Origin of the sequence: Nocardia transvalensis NBRC 15921 (assembly GCF_000308875.1) — a bacterium.
Classification (GTDB): domain Bacteria; phylum Actinomycetota; class Actinomycetes; order Mycobacteriales; family Mycobacteriaceae; genus Nocardia; species Nocardia transvalensis.
Genome location: NZ_BAGL01000013.1, coordinates 40,599 through 58,740, shown reverse-complemented (window position 1 = coordinate 58,740; position 18,142 = coordinate 40,599). Strand labels below are relative to the sequence as shown.

Here is an 18,142-nt window from a genome sequence, read left to right as displayed (position 1 = left end):
GCGGCCGGACCCGGAGTCAGACCATTGTCCGGTACCGCTGCCCACCGGGCATCCGGTGGGGCGGTGGTACCACATCAGTGCTGGTCGGAGCCCGATAGCACCTCCCCGAGGCCGAGGACGACGCCGGCGGACCCGAATCGGGCGGGCACCGGCCCGCCCTCGACCACGACGGCCCGCAGATCCTCCAGCGGTTCCGGATCGAGGCCCGCGAGCCCGGCCGCGTCGCTGAACAGGTGAGTGACCCATTCGTCGGCGAGGGCCTCGCCGGTGGCCGCCTCCGGCAGCACCACCGACGCGCCCGCGACGCCCGCGGCCAACAGTTCGAGCAGTGCCGCCGGTGTGCCCGCGGGGCCCTGCCGGAAGGTCCGGGATTCGAAGGTCAGCTCGGTGCGGGCGCGCAACCGTTCGACGGCCGCTGCCAGTTGGTCGTAGCTCAGGACGGTTCCGGCGGTGGCGAGCGCGGGGTCCGCGCCGCGCAGGGGCCGCGTCCGGTCGGCGTAGGTCACCGGGCGCGCCGACTGTCCGGCGATCTCGGCGACGACGGCCGGATCGTCCAGCGCCAGCCAGCCGATGCCGCCCGCGGGCGTCGAGCCGGTGGTCAGCCCGGCGACGATCTCCGGTGCGGCAGGCAATTCGGTGGCATCCCCGGCGGGCACCACCGCGGCGCCCACTTTCAGCACGGCCCAGGCGGCCACCGTCGCCTCGACGCCGCGCTCGAGGCGGACGGCGACGCCGGTGCCGGGTCCGCAGCCGCGCGCGATCAGCGCCCGCGCCAGCCGCGACGACCGGTCGCCGAGTTCCTGGTACGACACCGCGTCCTCACCGAAAACCAGTGCGGGACCGTCGGGATCGTCCTCCACCGCGGCCGTCAGCGCCTGCGCCAAGGCCGTGCCGTTGGCCGTCGCCGGTTCGACCGGCTCCGGCTCCGCGGGCGCCTCGGCGGGAACGGGCTGGGGCTCGTCGCCCAGCGCGATATCGCCGACGAGGATCTGCGAGTCGGCGGCCACCGCGGCCAGGACCCGCTCGAACCGCCAGCCCAGGTCCTCCACTGTCGACTCGTCGAACAGGTCCGCGGCGTAGGTGAGAACGGCGGCGAGTTCGGCGGGCGACCCGTCCGCGTCGTACTGCGGTTCGACGATCACCTGCAGATCGAATTTGGCCGCCACGCGGTCGCTGTCGATCGCGGAGACCGTGAGGCCGGGCAGTTCGAGGGTCGGCTGCTCGGTGTTCTGGAAGACCAGCATCACCTGGAACAGGCTCTGCTCGCCGGAGCGGCCGGGCGACACCACCTCGGCCACCCGCTCGAACGGGAGGTCGGAGTGGGCGAAGGCCGCGAGGTCGGTCTCCCGCGTCTTCTCGACCAGGTCGTCGAACGTGTCGGCGGCGCTCACCCCCGTACGCAGGGCGAGGGTGTTGACGAACATGCCGACGAGATCGTCCAGCGCGCGTTCGCCGCGACCGGCGATCGGCGTGCCGATCGTGATGTCGGCGCTACCGGACTGCCGCGCCAGCAGCGCCGCCAGCGCCGCGTGCACGACCATGAACAGCGACGAGTTGTGTTCGCGCGCAATGCGGATCAGGTTCTGGTGCACGGCGGCGGGGACCTCGAAGCCCAGCACGCCGCCGCGCATCGAGGGCACCGCGGCGCGCGGGTGATCGGTCGGCACCAGCGCGGTGCCGGTGATCCCGGCGAGCTTGCCACGCCAGTAGTCGAGCTGCCGGGCCGCCAGAGATCCGGGCTCCTCGTCGCTGCCGATCACGCCGCGCTGCCACACGGCGTAGTCGGCGTACTGCACTTCCAGTGGCGCCCACCCGGGTTCGCCGCCCTCGACGCGAGCGAGATAGGCGGTCACCAGATCCCGTGCCAGCGGCACCAGCGAAGCGCCGTCGCCCGCGATGTGGTGCAGCACCATCGCCAGCAGGTAGTCGTCGCCGCTCTGGAGCAGCAGCGCCCGCACCGGAACCTGCTGCGTCACATCGAATCCGGTGCCCATCAGCTCCGCGATACTGGCGCCGGGGTCGGAGCCGTCGCGCATCGGCAGACCCTCCGGCAGCACCTCGAGGGCAGGCAGGATCTCCTGGTACGGCACTCCGCCGGGGCCACCGGCCGGGTAGCGGGTGCGCAGGACCTCGTGCCGCTCGAGCACGTCGAGGACGGCCAGGCGCAGCGCCTGCACGTCCAGCTTGCCGGTCAGCCGGATCGCCAACGGGATGTTGTACGAGGGTGATTCGGGATCGAGCTGGTTGATGACCCACATCCGCTGCTGTGCCAGCGAGAGCGGGATCGGTCCGGTCCGCGGGACCGGCGCCGGGGCCGGACGCGCGGAGCCACCGGCCGCACCCGGCACGATGCGCGCCGCCAGCGCGGCCACGGTCGGCGCCTCGAATACCTCGCGCACCACGATATTCGCGTCCAGGGCCTCGTTGATCCGCGCCACCGCGCGGGTCGCGAGCAGCGAGTTCCCGCCGAGTTCGAAGAAGTCGTCGTCCGCGCCGACGACCCGCCGGCCGTCCGCCCCCGCGCCGAGCAGCCCGCCGAACACGTCGGCCACCGCCTGCTCGATCGGGGTGCCGGGAGCCCGGAACGCGGCCGAGCCGAGGATCTCCGGCGCGGGCAGCGCCCGGTGATCGAGTTTGCCGTTCGGGGTGAGGGGCATCGCGTCCAGCACCACGACGGCATCCGGAGTCATGTAACCGGCGAGGAATTCGCCGGACCGCGCCCGCAGCGCGACCGGGTCCAGCTCGCTTCCCTGTTCCGCGACAACGTATCCCACCAGCCGGTCGCCGGTGGTGTCGTCGGTGCGCACGACCGCGGCCGCCTGTCCGACGCCGTCGCAGCGCAGCAGCGCCGCCTCGACCTCGCCGAGTTCGATGCGGAAGCCGCGCAGCTGCACCTGCTGGTCGCCGCGCCCGGCGTATTCGAGGTTGGCCTCGCCGCCGAATCCGGCCCACCGGCCGATATCGCCGGTGCGGTACATGCGAGAACCGGTGACGCCGAACGGATTCGCCACGAATCGCGTCGCGGTGAGGCCGGGGCGGCCCAGGTATCCGCGCGACAGCTGCTCGCCGCCGACGTACAGCTCTCCCGCCACGCCGACCGGTGCCGGGTGCAGCCGGTCGTCGAGCACGAAGGTGTCCAGGCCGGGCAGCGCGCGCCCGATGACGCTGGCCGGGATGTCGGACATCCGCTCGTCCACCGCCAGGTACGACACGTGCACCGTGGTCTCGGTGATGCCGTACATGTTCACCAGCTGCGGCGCGTCCGACGCGTGCCGCCCGTACCAGCGCTGCAACTGCCGCAGGTCCAGGGCCTCGCCGCCGAAGACGACGTAGCGCAGCGCGAACTTGTCCTGCGCGAATCCCGCGCCGTGCGCGGCCCGATCCGCCTCGGCCAGCTGGTGGAAGGCCGACGGCGTCTGGTTCAGCACCGTGACCTGCTCGCGAATCAGCAACTCGCGGAACAGCTCCGGCGACCGCGACGTCAGGTAGTCGACGACCACGACCGCGCCGCCGTTGGCCAGCGCGCACCACAGCTCCCACACCGAGAAGTCGAAGGCGAAGGAGTGGAACAGCGTCCACACGTCGGTCTCGTCGAAGTCGAACCGCAACTGCGTATTCGCGAACAACTCCAGCACGTTGCGATGCGAGACGGCGACGCCCTTCGGCACGCCGGTGGAGCCGGAGGTGTAGATGACGTAGGCCACGTTCCGCGGCCGCAGCGGCGCGATGCGGTCGTCGTCGGTCACCGGATCGCCGGAGTGACCGTCGGCGTCGTCGAGCAGGACGACAGGAACGGGACTCGCGGGCAGGGCGGCCCGCTCCGCCGCGGTGGTCAGGATGCACGCCGGTGCGGCGTCGGAGAGCATGAACTCCAGCCGCTGCTCCGGGTAGGTGGTATCGACCGGCAGGTATCCGGCCCCGGCGACCAGGACGCCCAGCAGCGCCACGGGTAGTTCCTCGGTGCGCGGAACCGCCACCGCCACCAGCGATTCCGGGCCCACGCCGCGCGCGATCAGGGCCCGCGCCACGCGATTGGCCCGCCGATGCAGCTCGCCGAACGACAGCGTGTGGTCGCCGTAGCGGACCGCGGGAGCGTCCGACCGCCGATGCGCCTGTGAGGCGATCAGATCCACCAGCGTCACCGGCGGCACCTGCACACCGGCCGAATTCCATTCGTGCAGCACGAGTCCGCGCTCGCCCGGCGCCAGCACATCGATATCGCCCACGACCGCATCGGCATTCGCGGCCACGGCGTCCAGGATGCGGCGGAAGCGGTCGGCGAAATCCTCCACGGTGGCGTCGTCGAACAGGTCCGTGGCGTACGCGAACGAGGCCGAGATACCTTGGGGCACGCCGCGTTCGTCGGTGCGTTCGTGCAGGGTCAGTTGCAGGTCGAACTTGGCCACCGGCACCGCGAGATCGACCCCCGAGACCGCCAGGCCCGGCAGTTCCAGATGCGGCGCCGCCAGGTTCTGGAAGGTCAGTACGACCTGGAACAGCGGATGCCGCGCCGGGGAGCGGACCGGATCCAGCAGTTCCACCAGCCGCTCGAACGGCACGTCCGCGTGCCCGAAGGCCGCGACGTCGGTCTCGCGGACCACGCTCAGCAGTTCGCCGAAACTCAGCCCCGGATCGATCTCGGTGCGCAACACCAGGGTGTTGACGAACATGCCGATCAGATCGTCGAGTTCGGCCTCGCCGCGCCCGGCGATGGGCGTCCCGATCGCGATGTCGCGCGTGCTCGACAACCGGGCCAGCAGCACCGCGAGCGCCGCGTGCACGACCATGAACAGCGTCGAATGACGTTCATGCGCCAGCCGGTTCAGCGCGGCGTGCACCTCGCCGCCGATCTCGAAATCGACGGTCGCGCCGTGATAGGTGGAGACCGCAGGGCGCGGCCGGTCGGCGGGCAGGTCCAGTTGCTCGGGCAGGCCGGCCAGTTGCCGCCGCCAGTAGGCGATCTGCTGCGCCAGCACCGAATCCGGGTCGTCCTCGGCGCCCAGCACCTCGCGCTGCCACAGCGCGAAGTCGGCGTACTGCACCGGCAGCGGCAGCCATTCGGGCGGCTCGCCGTGCGCGCGCCCCAGATACGCGGTCATCAGGTCGCGCGTCAGCGGCGCGATCGAGAAGCCGTCGCCGGCGATGTGGTGGACCACGCACACCAGCACGTGATCGTCGGGCGCCAGCCGCAGCACGCGTAGTCGCAGCGGCGGCGCGGCGGTCACGTCGAATCCGGCCGTCACCGTCTCGGCGACGAGCGCGGGAACGCGGTCGTCGGTCGCGTCGACGACCGGAAGTTCCGGCACCGCAGCGGGATCCGACGCGGGCGCGATCAGCTGATAGCCCTCGCCGTCGAGATCCGGGTACCGGGTGCGCAGCACCTCGTGGCGCTCCACGAGATCGCCCACCGAGGCCCGCAGCGCCGCGAGGTCCAAGGCACCCCGCAACCGCACCACTACCGGGATGTGGTCGACGGCGCTGGCCGGATCGAAACGGTTGAGGAACCACATCCGCTGCTGCGCGTACGACAGCGGGATGCGCTCCGGCCGCGGCATCGGCCGCAGCTCCTGCCCGGCGGCCGATCCGGCATGGCTCTCCACGCGTTCGGCCAGGGCGGCCACCGTGGAGGCGTCGAACAGCAGCTGCACCGGAACCCGCAGGCGCAGTGCCGATCCGATGCGCGCGGCGGCCTGCGCGGCCAGCAGCGAATTTCCGCCCAGTTCGAAGAAGTCGTCGTCGGCGCCCACGCGCCCCGGCTCGCCGTCGGTTCCCGGCACCAGCAGCGCCGCGAACACCTCGGCGACGATCTCCTCCACCGGCGTCGACGGCGCCCGGAATTCCCGTGCGACGAAGACCGGCTCGGGTAGTCGGGCGCGGTCCAGCTTGCCGATGGGCGTCAGCGGGATCTCGTCCAGCACCATGATCAGGGCGGGAATCATGTACGCGGGCAGCGACTTCCCCAGATACCTCGCGAGATCGTCGGTGTCCACGGCGGCGCCCGCGCGCGGCAGCACGTAGGACACCAGCGTCGTGGCGCCCGACGGGAGCGGGCGGCCGATCGTGGCCGCGAAGTCGATATCGGGATGATCGGTCAGCGCGTTGTCGATCTCGCCGAGTTCGATGCGGAATCCCCGCACCTTCACCTGGAAGTCCGACCGGCCGAGGAATTCGATGCCGCCGTCGAAGTCGTTGCGGCGCACCAGGTCACCGGTGCGGTACAGCCGGGCCCCGGGGCTGCCGGATTCGGCGCCGAACGGGCTGGCCACGAACCGGCCCGCCGTCAGGCCCGGCCGTCCGAGATACCCCTGCGCCAGCGCCGGGCCCGCAAGATACAGCTCGCCCACGACTCCGGCGGGCACCGGCCGCAGCCACGAATCCAGCACGAACACACCGACTCCCGGGATCGCGGAACCGATGGTGATCGGCTCCCCCGGTTCCAGCGCCACGGACGTCACCAGGATGGTGGCCTCGGTAGGCCCGTAGCCGTTGACGAACCTCCGGTCGCCGCGCGCCCACCGGCCCACCAGTTCGGGGCCGAACCGGTCGCCGATGACCATGACGGTCTCGAGGTCCGTCAATCCCGAGGGGTCCACCGATTCCAGCGCGCCCGGCGTGATCAGCATGTGTGTCGCGCGTTCGCGCTGCAACAGATCCGCCAGCTCGTACCCGCCGAAGATCTCCGGCGGGGCGACCACGAGCGTCGCGCCCGTGGAGAACGTGAGCAGCAGCTCCAGCACGGAGACGTCGAAATTCGGCGAGCACACGTGCATGACGCGCGAATCCTCGCCCACCCCATAGTGTTCGCGCTCCGCGGCCACCAGCGCGCCGAGCCCGACGTGGGTGACCACGACCCCCTTGGGCCGACCCGTCGAGCCGGAGGTGTAGATGACGTAGGCCGGATGCTGCTCGGTCAGCGCACGCACCCGGTCGGTGTAGGAGATGGGATGCGACGGCCGGGCCTCCACCCGCTCGCGGACCACGGGATCGTCCAGCTCCAGCCAGTACACCCCGGTGCCGAGCACCGGCCGGTGCGCCGACAGGGTCAGGCCCAGGACGGCGCCGGAGTCGGAGACCATGTGCGCGATGCGCTCGGGCGGATACGTCGGATCCACCGGCACGTACGCCGCGCCGGTCTTGGCGATCGCCCACACCGACAGCACGGATTCGATCGAGCGGGTGATGCCGACGGCGACCACGTCACCGGCGCCCACCCCGCGCTCGATCAGCTCGCGGGCCAGCCGCGAGGAGGATTCGTCCAGTTCCCGGTAGGTGAGCTCACGAGCATCCTCGGGATGCTCGGCGGGGGCGAACCGGATCGCCACCGTATCGGCTGCCGACTCCACCGCGGCGGTGAGCAGCTGGCCGAACAGCGGGCCGCCCGAACGACGACGGCGGCCCCCACGAGCGGAACGGCGGGCTGTTTCCATTCGAGTGCTTTCACCTCTCGCGTCCGGCGGTCCGCACGGCCGAACGACGTCGACGCCCTCGGTCCGCGCAATCATAACGGGGGTCGCCGGGCGCCGAGGCGCCGTCGCAAACTCCCTTTACTCATCGGTACTAGGGGGTCCGCTTGTTGCGCGAGATTTCAAAAAAGGTGGTAGCCGTCACACCCCGGGTCACAAGGACCCGGGGCGTCACGGCAGTCGACCCGGGGTATCACAACGGCAGTCGACCCGGGGCATCACAGCCCACCGGGGTACCGGGCATCACAGCCAGCCGCGGCGGATCGCCTGCACACCTGCCTGGAATCGGGTGCTCGCGCCCAGGCGCTCGAGCAGGCTGGCCGTGCGCCGCACGACCGTGCGCCGGGACATGCCCAGCCGGCGGGCGATGGTGTCGTCCGTGGCGCCCAGGCCCATCAGGGTGAGGATGGCCCGATCGCGCTCGTCCAGCGGCTCGCCCGGATTCACCGAGATCGGCGCGGCCAGCGACCAGAGCACATCGAAAGTGCGCACCAGCAGGTCCAGCGTCGGGGACGGACCGATGCGCAGGCCCATCGGATCGCCGCGCCGCTCGTCGTTGTGCAGCATCAGGCAGGCCCGCTCGCCGTCGACGATCAGCACCTTCAGCGGCGGATCGGGCAGCGTACGCGCGTGCGCCCCGGCGGAATTGGTGGCCAGCGCGAACCGCAGCCGGTCCGGGTCCTGGTAGATGGTGTCCTGATACAGGGTCTGGTAGCGGATGCCGGCGTCGATGCGGGCCGACTTCAGCTCGAACATCCGCTCGGCCCGGTCGGTGTCCAGGACGTACGGGCCGCGCTCGACCAGCCGCACATTGCCGCGGGCCGCGCGTTGCAGATCCTCGAATTCGGCGACCAGCTCGCGCGCCTCGTACATCGGCACGATGGTCCCGTCGCCGCGCGCGGTGCGGCGCACCGACCGGAACGTCTCACCCAGTCGCGCCGCGGCCGCGTGCATGCGTGCGGTGTCGACCTGGCGGCGCCGGGATTCGGCCTCCGACAACGCTTCCGGGGCATGTGCGTCCCAGACGATCGCGCCGTTGGTATCGATGCGCACCGCCGCCTGCATGTCACACAGCCGCTCGAGCGAGGCCTCGACCGCCTCGAGCGGGCTCTCGAGATATTCGGCCAGCTCGACCAGACTGGATCGCGGGTGTTGTACGAGTGCCGCGTAGGCGCGTCCGTGAAGGGATCTGGCGTCGAACAATTCGTGTAAACCCGTCACACCACCAGCCCCTGCAACCGCCGGTCGCGCCCGTACGCGCCCGTTGACACCCGCGACGATTACTGGGGTCCCCATGACTGCTGCGAGAGGATGACGCCCTTGCTGGCCATATAGGGCGCAGGGTCGATCTTGTTGTCGGCCGGGTCCCAGATCTCCAGGTGCAGATGCGGGCCGGTGGAGTTGCCGCGGTTGCCGACCGTGGCGATGACGTCACCGGCGTTCACCCGCTGACCGACGCTGGTCAGGATGTCGTTCACGTGACCGTAGACGGCCGTGGTGCCGTCGTCGTGCTTGACGCGCACCCACAGGCCGAAGCCCGACGCCGGTCCGGCCTCGATGACCGTGCCGTTCTCCACCGAGTGGATCGGGGTGCCGATCGAGTCGGCGAAGTCGACGCCGTAATGGAATGCGCCCCAGCGCGATCCGAAGTCGGAGCTGACGACGCCGGCGACCGGGCGCACCGCCTGCGCGGGGGCGACCTGGTTCTGCAGGCCCTTGATCACCTGCTCGGCCTGGGCCAGCGGACCCGCGACCTCGGGCGGCAGGTTCTGCAGTCCGAAGGGGGTGGGCTGGATCGGCGCGGCGGCCACCGGCTCGGCCGCCACCGGGGCGGGGGCGGGCTCGGACTTCTCGGCGGCCACCGGGGCGGCGGCCTGCTTGGCCTGCGCGGCCGGCTCCGCCTGGGTGTCCGCGGCGATCTCGTCGGTGTCGCTGCTGTCGTGACCGACCGGGAGTAGCGGAGCGGCGTGCGCGAGCTGAGCGGCGGTGCCGACGAGGGCCCCGGCCGCGACGGCGGCGCTGGCCGCCAGCTTCATCCGGTCCGCGGTGCGCGGTTCGGCGCGATGCCGGTTCGGACGACCGGTAACACCATCTCCGAGCAAGTCCCTGACAGATACGGAAGTGGAGGTCTCACGGTGCTGCGGCAAGTTTCGTCCTAGCGTCGATCAACTCGGTGACGCTGCCGTTTCGAAACCTCTTTTTCGGTAACGATTCGGCATACGCCGTGACGGAAACTGTACTCCGTCGTGACCTTTTCGCAACCTTCTTGGACAAAAGCCCAGGTGAGTGCGACGGCACGGTTCTGGACGGGCGTTACATAGGCCAGACTGGTGATGTGATCCTCGACGACTTGCGGACTCCCATAGTGCTGGCGCCGATGGCCGGCGGACCCTCCACACCCGAACTCGCCGTCGCGGTCTCGGCCGCCGGCGGGCTCGGCTTCCTCGCCGCCGGATACCTCGGCGCCGGCGATACCGCCGACCGGATCGTGCGCACCCGGGCACTGCTCCCGAAGCCCGCTCCCTTCGGCGTCAACCTGTTCGTTCCCGGCGCGCCCACGCCGCCCGAGCACTTCGCCGTATACCTGGACCGCCTCGGGCGCGAGTTCACGCTCGGCGAGGCGCGCTTCGACACCGACGACTGGGACGCCAAGCTGGACGTCCTGGTGACCGATCCTGTCTCGGTGGTGTCGTTCACCTTCGGCTGCCCCTCCGCGGCCGAGGTCGCCCGGCTGCACGCGGTCGGCTCCGAGGTGTGGGTGACGGTCACCTCGGTGGCCGAGGCGCGCATCGCGATCGAGACCGGGGCCGACGTCCTGATCGCTCAGGGCGCCGAGGCGGGCGGGCACCGCGGCACCTTCGTGGACCGGGCCGCTGACGACGCCGCCGACCCGCTGTCGACCCTGGCGCTGCTGCAACTACTCACCACTGCCGTCGAGGCGCCGGTCGTGGCGGCGGGCGGGATCGCGACCGGTGCGGGCATCGCCGCGGCGCTGGCCGCCGGCGCGGCCGCCGCGCAACTCGGCACGGCATTCCTGAACTGCCCCGAGGCCGGGACCGCGCAACTGCACCGCGACGCCCTGGCGATCGACGCCCCGACCATGCTGACCCGGGCCTTCAGCGGCCGCCGGGCGCGCGGGCTGCGCAACCGGTTCATCCTCGACCATCCGGACGCCCCCGCCGCATATCCCGAAATCCATTACGCCACCGGACCGTTGCGCAAGGAGGCCCGCGCGGCGGGAAATGCCGACGCCGTAAACCTCTGGGCAGGTCAGACGCACGGGCTGACCCGCGACCTGCCCGCCGCCGAGCTGGTGCGCGCGCTGTCGGCCGAGACGAGAAACGCCCTGAAACTGGCACTCTCGCACACGATTCAGGATTGTTGACAACGTTTTTCGTTTAGACTCGGGTGACATCATCCGCCATCCCATGAGGAGAGCGCTATGTCATTGGACGTCCCAGCCGCATTGCTCGAACAGGCCGAACGCGGTGAGATCTCGGACGGCGATTTCGTCGAGTGCGTCCGCACCTCGCTGCCCTACGCCTACGAGGTGGTCAGCCGAGTCGCAGCCGATCTGCGTTCGGGCACAGCCGAATTCGCCGACAACCAGACACCCCCGCCGGACGAGGTGGCCCGCGGCCAGCTGCTGCGCGCCATGGCGTCCGACTCCATCCGGGGCGGCCTGGAGCGGCACTTCGGCGTGAAGCTCGCGTTCCAGAACTGCCACCGGGTAGCGGCCTTCCCGCTGTCGGAGGTCGGTGGCGAGACGTACACGAGGTTCATCTCCACCCGCGCCCAACTGCTCAACCAGAGCCCGGAACTGCGCAACTGCTGACCGACTACGCAACCGGCGCGGGCGATCCCCGCGCCGGTTGCGTATGTCCTCCCCGGCGTATCGACCCTCTTGTCCCCGGCACGTCCCTGTTGTCCCCGGCACGTCCCTCTTGTCCCGGCACGTCCCTCTTGTCCCGGCACGCCCCCTCTTGTCCCGGCACGCCCCCTCTTGTCCCGGCACGCCTACCCTCTTGTTCCCGGCACGCTTTTGGCCGGGAACTACCCCCGCGGCAACAACCGCATCGTCGTGGCCCGCGCCTTGCTGCTCGTCACCTCCGCGATGATGCTGGCCGCGTACCGCTGGTACTTCTCCGCGTACTCGGCATCGATCTCGTCGTCCAGGGCGTGGTCGGCGTCGGTGAAGGTCACGTTCTGGTCGATGCTGCCGGCCCGGATGCGGCCGTGGCGGCTGTCGTGCGCCGTCCGGAACCAGGCCGCCTCGGGCCCGTTCACCGAGCGCACGTAGAGATCGCGGCCGTGCCGGACCACCCAGATCGTCACCGGCATGCGCAGCGTTCCGTCGTGCCCCGCCGCCGCCAGTTGCAGTTCGTCCGTCGCGGCGATCCTGGCGAGCTCGTCGGCAGTCCACTTCGCCATCGGCGTCTCCTTCCGGGTCCGGTGGTGAACTGGGAAGCATCTTTCCCTGTCGTCACCCCAGGTCCCGGCTGCGACACCGCCTCGATTACAGCTCGCGCAGCACGCGCTTGAGCACCTTGCCCGTCGGATTGCGCGGCAGCTCGCCGAGGAAGACCACCTCGCGCGGCACCTTGTAGCGCGCCAGGTTGGCCTTGACGTAGGACCGGATCTCGTCGGCGGACAGACCCTCGACATCGCGGACCACGAAGGCCGCGAGCCGGGCGCCGAACTCGTCGTCGGGCACCCCGATCACGGCGGCCTCGCGAATGCCCTTGTGCGCGTTGAGCAATTCCTCGATCTCGCCGGGGAAGACATTCTCTCCGCCGGAGACGATCATATCGTCGTCGCGCCCGTCTATGAAAAGCCTTCCGGCGGAATCGAAGTGGCCGATATCGCCGGAGGACATCAGGCCGCGGACCAGCTCCTTGCCGCCACCGCCGGTATACCCCTCGAACTGGATGGCGTTGCCGACGAAGATGCGCCCGGTCGCTCCGGTCCGGACCTCGTCGCCGTTGTCGTCGAGGATCTTCACGACCGCGCCGAGCACCGGCTTACCCACGCACCCAGGTTCGGCCGCGAGATCGCGCGGGGTGGCGATGGTGGCGTAGGCGACCTCGGTGGAGCCGTACAGGTTGTAGACCACCGGCCCGAACAGATCCGTCACCCGGCGGCACAGATCGGCGCCGAGTTGCGCGCCCGCCACGAAGACGATGCGCAGCGCCGACAGATCGCGCCCGGTCAGCGCCTGCGGGCCGAGATCGGCGATCCGGGCCAGCATCACCGGCACCGCGATCAGCGCCGTCGCGCGATTGCGGGCCATGCTGTCGACGACCTGCTGCGGATCGAAGCGCCGCCGGATCACCAGCGTCGACCCGAAGCCGATGGCCAGCAGCGACATCGCGAAGCCGAGCGTATGGAACAGCGGCGCCGGGCATTCGGTCACCTCGCGGGTGCGGAAGGGCACCTTGCTCAGGATCGCGCCCAGCGGTTCCAGCGAGCGCGGTTCCGAGCGCGGGGCGCCCTTCGGCGTACCGGTGGTGCCGCTGGTCAGCAGGATGATCCGGGACCCCGGCCCGGTGGCGGGCGGCGAGTCCGGCGACCCCGCGGCGATGAGGGATTCCAGGCTGCTGGAGTGGCTGGTGTCCGTCCACGCCCGGTAGGCGCCGCGCCGCGGGCTCAGGTCGCCGAGGATCGGTTCGTACTCCTCGTCGTAGACCAGCAGATCCGCGCCCTCGCGCGCGGCCACGTCGCGGAGCTGCGGGCCCGCGAAATCGGTGTTCAGCAGGATGATTCGGGCACCGCACTTGGCCGCGGCGAATATCGCGTCGATGAGGCCGCGGTGATTGCGGGCGAGGATGGCCACTCCCTCGCCCGAGCGCAGGCCCCGCCGCCGCCACTCGTTGGCCAGCCGGTTGGAGCGGTCGTCGAGGGCGCGGTAGCTCAGCGCGCCCAGTTCGTCGATCAGCGCGGTGCGGTCGCCGTAGCGCCCGGCCGAAAGCCGCAGCAGCGCAGGCAATCCGCCGTGCCGCAGCATCGCCGTGCCCGCGGCGAGCAGCGGCAGCGGCGACTCGATGCCGACCAGGCCGCTGCCCACACACAGCCGCAGATATTCCAGTTCGGTCCACACCCGGGTTCCGAGCGACCGGATCAGATCCACTGTCATGCGCCTACCCCCTTGCCGCACCGCACATCTCGCGCCACACACACGCGGCCATCCCCCATGCCGGACCTCCTCGTCCACCACCTATGGCATGTGCCCCAGGTTAACGCGGGGTACCCAGACGGCTACCCCGCTATGCTGCCCGCGCGGCTACTTCCCGTGCGTCCGCAGCTGATACAGGCCCTTGGTCTCGGCGACCACCACGCCGTCGGCATCGGTGACCGTCGCGTTCAGGGCGAAATCGGCCTTGCCGTTGGCGTCGGCGTCGGCGACGATGCGGGCGATCTCCTCCTCCGGCAGCGCGGCCTCGGCCCGCACATCGGTCTTGGCCGGCTTGCGGAAGAAGATCTGCAAGTCCTTGACCAGCGGGTAGTACTTCGCGGTGTCGAAGGTCGCGATCGGGATCGCGCCGCCGAGGATTTCGGCGACGGTGAACAGCACACCCGCGTACATGACGCCGAAGTGGTTGCCGTTGCCCTCGATCGGGACGGTGGTCGCGGCGAATCCGGGCCGCACCTCGAGCGCCTTCACACCCATCTTGTGCGCGATCGGAATCGTGAACTCCAGCGCACCGTTCACCACATCCGCGAAGGCCGGGGCGTCGCTGTTCGTCTCGGTCATGAGGCATCCTTCCTGCGCACCACTGCGTGCACCGGCCGACGACCGGTCCGCCCAGGGTACGGCATGCTGTTGACGCCTTGCCAACAGCATGCCCTCACCGTTTCCCGGCACGGCACCCCCACCGTTTCCCGGCACGCTTTTGGCCGGGAACTACAGCGTCACAACCTCCAACTCCCCCTCAGAAAACCGCGCCCGCAACCGCTTCTTGTCGAACTTCCCCACGCTGGTCTTGGGCACCTCGTCGATGACCGTCCAGTATTCGGGCAGCTGCCACTTGGCGAACTTGTCGGCGAGGAAGTCCCGCAGCTCGGCGGGCTCGGCGCTCGCGCCCTCCTTGAAGACGACGGCCACCAGCGGCCGCTCGTCCCACTTCTCGTCGGGAATGCCGATCACCGAGGCCTCGGCGACGGCCGGATGCCCCATGATCGCGTTCTCCAGATCGACCGAGGAGATCCACTCGCCGCCGGACTTGATCACATCCTTCGACCGGTCGACCAGCGTCAGATAGCCGTTCGGGCTGATCTTGCCGACGTCCCCGGTCCGCAGCCAGCCGTCGTGGAACTTGTCCGGATCCACCTGCGCGCCCTCGGGCGAGTAATAGGAGGCGGTGATCCACGGCCCGCGCACCTCGACCTCGCCCAGCGCCTCGCCGTCGTTGGGCTGCACCGTGCCGTCGTCGCCGACCAGCCGCGCCTGCACCGACGCCGGGAACTGGCCCTGGGTGTAGCGGTAGTCCCAGGCGGTCTCGCCGGTCGACCCCGCGGGCGAATGCGCGACGCTGCCCAGCGGCGAGGTCTCGGTCATGCCCCACGCGTGCAGCAGCCGCACGCCGTGCTTCTCCTCGAAGGCGCGCATCATCGCGGGCGGCACCGCCGAGCCGCCGACCACACAGGTGCGCAGGTGCGAGATGTCCTGCGGCTGCGCGTCCAGGCCGGCCAGCACGCCACCCCAGATGGTCGGCACCGCGGCGGCGAAGCTCGGCTTGACCGCGGCCATCATCTGCAACAGCGGCCCGGGCTGCAGGAAACGGTCGGGCATCAGCAGGCTGGCCCCCGACATCATGGCCGCGTACGGGATGCCCCAGGAGTTGGCGTGGAACAGCGGCACGATCGTCAGCACCGTGTCGTGGGCGGTGAAGCCCATGCTGTTGGGGGAGATCACCTGCATGGCGTGCAGCCAGTTGGAGCGGTGCGAGTAGACGACGCCCTTCGGGTCGCCCGTGGTGCCGGAGGTGTAGCACATCCCGGCGGCCGAGCGCTCGTCCAGCACGGGATAGTCGAAGGTATCCGGTTGCGCGGCAAGCAGTTCCGCGTACGAGTGCACCTGCACGCCCTCCGGCGCGTCCAGGCTCGCGACGTCACCGTTGACGACGATCACGTGCCGCACCGTCCGCAGCTTGGGCAGGTACTGCGCGAACATCGGCACCAGCGACCCGTCGACCAGCACCACCTGATCCTCGGCGTGATTGGCCACGTAGACCAGCTGCTCCGGGAACAGGCGGATGTTGAGCGCGTGCAGGACGGCCCCCATCGCCGGCACCGCCGCGTACGCGACCATGTGCTCGGTGTTGTTCCACATGAACGTGCCGACCCGGTCGCCCTCGCCGATCCCCAGCCCTCGTAGCGCGTTGGCCAGCCGCGCGCAGTCGACGCCGATCTCGCGGAAGGTCGTGGTCCGCACCCCGTCACCGGTCCACGTGGAGACCGTCGCGTCGCCGTGGAACGTCGTCGCGTAGCGCAGCAAGGTCGCCAGCGACAACTGCTCGTCCTGCATCGTGCTCAACATCTGAACCGCCACTCCTTCACCAGTGAACGAGGTCACATCTGCCGCGAGGATAACCGAAAACGAACTCACCGGTAACCGAGCCGCCCGAACCTGCTAGCAGCACAAACATGGGACGACATGAAAAGGCGGCTGCACGTAGCGAACCCCACCTCGCCACATGCAGCCGCCACCGCCGACCGGACTACACCCGACGCACAGCGACCGGTCGGCGCCGCCCAGCGCGGCAGGCAGGCTTCCGACGACACCCCCTGCGGCACCGCCGATCCACCAAACCCGCACCAGGACAGGCTATTTGGAGCAAATCTCTAGTAAGAAATACTAAGGAACCTATCAGGGACCTGTCCAGTCGAGCCGGATACTCGCCGCCGCCGCGGCCTCCTCGGCCCGCATTCGTCCTGATCACCGGGACTGCGACTCCCCCAGCGACCCCCCGGCGACGATTCTCGGGGAGCGCGGCGACAGTGTCGCGCCATCCCGTCGGAGAGGGACAACCGTGCAGGGCAGTGCCGAACAGGATATCCGCGACGTGGTCATCGTCGGGGCCGGATTCGCCGGTCTCTACGGGGTGCATCGGGCCGTGCGGTCCGGGCTGGACGTGATCGGCCTCGAAGCGGGGGCGGGCGTCGGCGGCACCTGGTACTGGAATCGCTATCCGGGCGCCCGCTGCGATGTGGAGAGCGTCGACTACTCGTACTCCTTCGACGAGGACCTCCAGCACAGCTGGCGCTGGAGCGAGCGGTTCGCCGCACAGCCGGAGATCCTGGCGTACCTCGAACACGTGGCGGACCGCTTCGATCTGTTGCGGCACTACCGTTTCGGCCGCACCGTGATCAGCGCGCGGTTCGACGACGCCACGGCGCTCTGGACGCTGCGCACCGACGACGGCGTTGCGTATCGGACCCGGTTCGTCGTCTTCGCCACCGGCTGCCTGTCCGCGCCGATCCGCCCGGACCTCCCGGGCGCGCGGACCTTCGCCGGGGAGGAACTGTTCACCTCGCGCTGGCCCGAGCGGGGAGTCTCGTTCGCGGGCAAGCGGATCGGGGTGATCGGCACGGGTTCGTCCGGTATCCAGATCACGCCGATCATCGCCCGCGAGTGCGCGGAGCTGACGGTCTTCCAGCGCACCGCCAATTACAGTGTGCCGTGCCCGAATCGGCCGCTCACCGACGACGACCAGCGGCGCATCCGCACGGAATATCCTGCGCGACGGGCCAAGTCGGCCTACGCGCCCGCCGCCACTCCGCACGAGAGTCACCCGCGCGCTGCCCTCGAATGCTCCGGCGACGAGCGCCGCGCCGCCATGGAGGAGCGGTGGAACGGCGGCGGCGTGCTGTTCAACAAGGTCTTCCCGGATCAGAACAGCGATCTCGCGGCCAACGACATCGTGCGCGAATTCGCCGAGGCCAAGATCCGTGCCCGCGTCGAGGATCCACGGGTGGCCGCGGATCTGATTCCGGGCGACCACCCGATCGGCGCCAAACGCATCTGCACCGACAGCGGGTACTTCGAGACGTTCAACCGGCCGAATGTGCGGCTGGTCAACCTGCGGCGCGAGCCGATCGAGGAGATCACGCCCTCGGGGGTCCGCACGTCCGGCGGCTTCGTCGAACTCGACACGCTGGTCTACGCCACAGGATTCGACGCGATGACCGGAGCGCTGCTGCGGATCGATATCGAGGGCTCAGGCGGTGCGCACATCCGCGACGCGCTGGGCGACGGCCCCGTCACCTACCTCGGCTTCGGGCTGCCCGGCTTCCCGAACATGTTCAGTATCAACAGCATCGGCACCCCGTCGGTGCTGGCCAATATGGTGCTGCACTCGGAACAGCAGATCGACTGGGTCTTCGATCTGATCGAGCACACACGCCGCGCCGGCATCGCCCGGGTGGAGGCGCGTGCCGAGGCGGCGGCGGAGTGGACCACCCATCTGGGCGAGGTGGCGGAGCGGACGCTGTTCGTGCGCGCCGACTCCTGGTATCTCGGTGCCAATGTGGGCGGGAAGAAGCGGGTGTTCATGCCGTATCTCGGCGGCTTCGGCGCGTACCGGCGGCGGTGCGATGCCGAGCGCGAGGACGGGTACCCCGGCTTCTCACTTCTTTGACAGGCCGTCGACCTGCGGGAAGACCTTTCGAATGTGGCCGAA

10 protein-coding genes are annotated in these 18,142 nt (G+C 70.2%); 3 read left to right on the top strand and 7 right to left on the bottom strand.

Annotation, left to right across the window (positions count from 1 at the left end; genetic code table 11):
* Positions 1–74: 74 nt before the first annotated feature.
* The 3 genes from ON41_RS05360 to ON41_RS05350 all read right to left on the bottom strand — a co-directional run bounded on the left by ON41_RS05360 (position 75) and on the right by ON41_RS05350 (position 9,499).
* The gene (locus ON41_RS05360; protein WP_040745641.1) at positions 75–7,427 is read right to left on the bottom strand and encodes a non-ribosomal peptide synthetase; all 7,353 of its coding nucleotides are present in this window, start codon (positions 7,425–7,427) and stop codon (positions 75–77) included.
* 279 nt (positions 7,428–7,706) lie between these two features.
* Entirely contained in the window at positions 7,707–8,684 is a 978-nt protein-coding gene (locus ON41_RS05355; protein ID WP_040745640.1) for a helix-turn-helix transcriptional regulator, read from the bottom strand.
* A gap of 59 nt (positions 8,685–8,743) precedes the next feature.
* On the bottom strand, positions 8,744–9,499 hold the full coding sequence (locus tag ON41_RS05350) for a M23 family metallopeptidase (RefSeq protein ID WP_083905147.1): 756 nt from the start codon (positions 9,497–9,499) through the stop codon (positions 8,744–8,746).
* A 299-nt stretch (positions 9,500–9,798) separates the two neighbouring features.
* Here ON41_RS05350 and ON41_RS05345 point away from each other — a divergent pair, with 299 nt between their 5' ends.
* On the top strand, positions 9,799–10,848 hold the full coding sequence (locus ON41_RS05345; RefSeq protein WP_174411297.1) for a nitronate monooxygenase: 1,050 nt from the start codon (positions 9,799–9,801) through the stop codon (positions 10,846–10,848).
* Between the two features lie 57 nt (positions 10,849–10,905).
* Complete coding sequence (locus ON41_RS05340; protein WP_040745638.1) at positions 10,906–11,298, top strand: SCO5389 family protein; 393 nt, start codon at positions 10,906–10,908, stop codon at positions 11,296–11,298.
* A gap of 218 nt (positions 11,299–11,516) precedes the next feature.
* Here the strand turns inward: ON41_RS05340 and ON41_RS05335 are convergent, their stop codons facing one another.
* The 4 genes from ON41_RS05335 to ON41_RS05320 form a co-directional block, all read right to left on the bottom strand.
* Positions 11,517–11,894, bottom strand: a complete 378-nt coding sequence (locus ON41_RS05335) for a DUF2255 family protein (RefSeq protein WP_040745637.1) — start codon at positions 11,892–11,894, stop codon at positions 11,517–11,519.
* A gap of 85 nt (positions 11,895–11,979) precedes the next feature.
* A complete protein-coding gene (locus ON41_RS05330; protein WP_051160997.1) occupies positions 11,980–13,596 on the bottom strand; it encodes an acyl-CoA synthetase in 1,617 nt (538 codons plus the stop codon).
* Between the two features lie 147 nt (positions 13,597–13,743).
* Positions 13,744–14,214 (bottom strand): YiiD C-terminal domain-containing protein, encoded by a 471-nt coding sequence (locus tag ON41_RS05325; RefSeq protein WP_040745636.1) that lies wholly within the window; start codon positions 14,212–14,214, stop codon positions 13,744–13,746.
* A gap of 150 nt (positions 14,215–14,364) precedes the next feature.
* The gene (locus ON41_RS05320; RefSeq protein ID WP_040745801.1) at positions 14,365–15,999 is read right to left on the bottom strand and encodes a long-chain fatty acid--CoA ligase; all 1,635 of its coding nucleotides are present in this window, start codon (positions 15,997–15,999) and stop codon (positions 14,365–14,367) included.
* A 493-nt stretch (positions 16,000–16,492) separates the two neighbouring features.
* On the opposite strand from ON41_RS05320, the gene ON41_RS05315 reads away from it, so the two are divergent.
* Positions 16,493–18,100, top strand: a complete 1,608-nt coding sequence (locus ON41_RS05315) for a flavin-containing monooxygenase (protein ID WP_040745635.1) — start codon at positions 16,493–16,495, stop codon at positions 18,098–18,100.
* Positions 18,101–18,142 lie beyond the last annotated feature (42 nt).